Origin of the sequence: Mesobacillus sp. (assembly GCF_049588175.1) — a bacterium.
Classification (GTDB): Bacteria; Bacillota; Bacilli; order Bacillales; family Cytobacillaceae; genus Mesobacillus.
Window position 1 is genome coordinate 1 of sequence record NZ_JBAVFI010000144.1, and the last position, 3,333, is coordinate 3,333.

At 38.9% G+C, this 3,333-nt stretch carries 3 protein-coding genes; all 3 read left to right on the forward strand.

The window, feature by feature from the left end:
- Positions 1-608: 608 nt before the first annotated feature.
- The gene (locus WB217_RS03530; RefSeq protein WP_423990689.1) at positions 609-1,475 is read left to right on the forward strand and encodes an ABC transporter permease subunit; all 867 of its coding nucleotides are present in this window, start codon (positions 609-611) and stop codon (positions 1,473-1,475) included.
- Positions 1,472-2,500, forward strand: coding sequence for an ABC transporter permease (locus tag WB217_RS03535; protein ID WP_423990691.1), 1,029 nt, complete (start codon positions 1,472-1,474; stop codon positions 2,498-2,500). The genes WB217_RS03530 and WB217_RS03535 overlap by 4 nt, the downstream gene beginning before the upstream one ends.
- A gap of 11 nt (positions 2,501-2,511) precedes the next feature.
- Positions 2,512-3,333 (forward strand): ABC transporter permease (locus tag WB217_RS03540; RefSeq protein ID WP_423990693.1); only part of this gene is annotated, 822 nt, incomplete at its 3' end.

Genomic DNA, 3,333 nt, shown 5'->3' on the forward strand with positions numbered 1-3,333 from the left:
GAATAATGCTATGCGAGCTGTTCGATTTGCAGACTCCTTTCTTAATGTTTTTCTGAACAAGAACATCATTACAATCACAACTACAAAAGCACCTAATGTTAATAGATGCTGTACTGAAAATAGCTGAAAGACATTTTCCGTACCCGGTTCAAAGAATGATTTCATTGCCCGCCCTCCATTTGCAATTTCCTGTTTTTCCTAACTCTAACATATTCAAAAACTGTATTGATTGAAAAAAAAGATAAAATTTTCGGTTCGCCAATAAAACTAATTTTCCGTTAATAAATTAGCTGTTTTCTCGTACCCTTCTAATAACAACTCGTCGCCATTTTTTCATTTTGAGTTGTTCTCGTAGTCCTGCTCATGACAACCAGCAGCGGATTTCTTTTTTAATTTGTTATGAGATACTTCATAATTGCTCATATCCAGACTATCGCTAATAAAAATTATTATTGGCTCCTTAAAAGAATTGATTCCACCCTCAACAATGGATAAACGACCCTCCTTTTCTCCTTTAACATAAATTTTAGAAAATCTTGTAACAATCAACCCAAATCCTTCGTTTAAAAATATATATCACAATATGTGGGAAAGAAAGGAGTCAGCCAATGAAGATATTAGTCCATTACATAATAAGAGCGGCCTGCATAATAGGAGGGGTGATCCTGTTTTTATCAATCCCTCGGCTTTTTTACGTTGATGGCAATAGGCTGCTGTATGGCCCGGAGTTTTTTCTCCGGTCTTTGGGAGATGTGAGCAGGCAAATTCAGAGTTTCGATGCAGGTCCGATGATTCATCAGTGGCTGACAACAAGTATGGCCGAGCGGTATGCGTACACACTTGAAATATTGGGGCTTTCGCTGGCGGCAATGATCATAGGCGGCATAATACTGACAGGTATTTTTATTATTACGCCAAAAAAACTCCAGTCTAAAGTGAAGAATTTTATTAATTTCAGTGAAGCTGTCCCTGACCTGCTGATTATTTTTGTCCTCCAGTTCATGGTGATTTATTTATACAAGGAAACGGGGATCAAACTGTTCAGGCTTTATGGGTTAAGTGAAAAATCCTATCTCATGCCTGTCGTGGCTGTATCTCTTCTGCCTTCATTTTTTATGGCGCAATTCTTGATTAAACAAATCGAAGAAGAGTGGGAAAAGGATTATGTGATTTTCGCAAAATCAAAGGGTCTGCATAACCTGACAATCTATTTCAAACATATCCTGCGCAATATTTTTCCACTGGCAGTCATTCAATTGAGGACACTCATTTGGGTATTGCTTTCAAATCTCGTATTGATTGAATATATCTTTGCCATGCAGGGTTTTACAAAGGATCTCGATAACATTTTTACAAAAGATGCGCCGGCAGTAATCATCTTCTGCTTGCTGGTTGCGTTACCGATCCTGCTTATTGATCTGCTAGCGAGGGCAACTGCTTATTTTTATCGGGGAAAAGAGGGGATTTCGTTATGAGAAACTATAAGAAAACGATTATAGGCTTCTTATTAATTCTTGGTATGTTCATAGCAAGTCTCCTTTATCCGTTGTACGGCGATGAAGACTACAATGAAGAGTTTTATATTTATGATAAACAAGGTGAATTAATTGCAAAGGCTCCGACTCCCCCTACACAAGACCACTTATTAGGTACTGATCGGAATGGCCAAGATATGATTTATCTTCATCTGTATGGGGCAAAATTCACCCTATCTGCAGCCTTTTTTATTACGCTTTTTAGAGTATTGGCTGGGGTGTCAACTGGAATAATCATTGCGCTTTGGCTTCCCAAGGTTAAAACATACTTCAAAGATTTCTTCCTTGCTTTTCGCTACGTACCTGCGCTGGTCATCGCCATTTTTATGATGTCACCTTTTATAGAACGATTTACAGGTATCCCTGTCTGGAATATTGCCAGTTATCAAATTGGTGTTCTAACCCTCATAGCGTATCCTGCGATTGTATTGATGACAATTGATTATATAGAAGAAATGCAGAGGAAATCATTTGTAGTCTCGTCCTTTTTATTGGGTGCAAGTCGCTTCCACGTGCTGACAAAACACCTATGGCCGTTCCTAAAATCAATTGGTTTGCTGATCTTTGTCCAGCAGCTTTTAAGCACGCTTGTGATTTTGATGCATTTAGGCATATTCAAGGCATACCTTGGAGGGCAAACGAAAGGCGGAATATTCACTGCAGATGATGGAGTCCCACCGCCAGAGACCCTGTCAAACGAATGGGGCGGTTTGATTGGACAGAACTTTAAAGTCATGATCCAATATCCATGGATTGTGTTAAGTACGATGTTATTCTTCTTTATCCTTATCGCCATAACGAACATGATGAAAAAAGAACTCGAAGGACATTTGGCATATGAAAATATCGATTTCATTGGTAAAATAAAGAAAAAGACAGGGGAGAAGATACCTCTAAAAGAAAAGAAGACGATCAGTCCTTCCTTTCAATTTATAAATAAGGAACAAAAAGAAGCTGGTTTCTGAAAGGATTCATCATGACCGTTTTAAACTATTCATTAAAAAGAATTTTGCTCGCTGTTCCCAGCCTGATCCTGACCTCGATTGTCGTCTTTTTTCTATTCATGATGATGCCGGGGGTAATGGGGACAGACTATGACTTCACGATGATCTGGGTAGATTATAAAAAGTGGATTGTCAATTTTATCACGGGAGAACTGGGGGTTTCCTCCTATTACCGCGTTGACGTTTCACTGATTCTAAAGGAAAAAATGACGAATACACTTCTGCTTGGGATTACATCCTTGGTAATCACCTATGTTCTTTCATTTTTTATGGGGAAGTATGCAGGCCGCAACCCAAATAAACTCGGGGACCGTCTGATCAGCAGCGTAAATTACACAGGATTATCGCTCCCGATCATTGTGGTATCAGTCTATTCTATCTATCTATTTTCTTTTGAACTAAATTGGTTTCCATCTAATGGTTCAGTCGATATCACTGTACCTGAGGGAACTTTTGAATATATGCTTGATAGAATACATCATCTGATCTTGCCGGCATGTGTCCTCGGTGTCGTTGGAACAGCAACCTATACACAATTTTTAAGAGATGATATTGTCGAAAACAGCAGGAAGGAATTTGTCCGCACAGCGCGTTCAATCGGCGTTCCTGAAAAAAGGATCTACAATGTACATATCCTGAAAAATTCACTGATCCCAATTGTCACATTCCTCGGCTTTGATATGGTAAATATCGTGAATGGCGCCATCATTGTCGAAACGGTTTTTACGTATCCAGGACTTGGCCAGCTTTTCATTAAGTCTATAGATATGAGAGATTTCGCCATGGTTATGAAT

Coding starts and splice junctions, on each gene's coding strand:
- WB217_RS03530 (WP_423990689.1), top strand. CDS start 609: ATGAAGATATTAGTCCATTACATAATAAGAGCGGCCTGCATAATAGGA.
- WB217_RS03535 (WP_423990691.1), top strand. CDS start 1,472: ATGAGAAACTATAAGAAAACGATTATAGGCTTCTTATTAATTCTTGGT.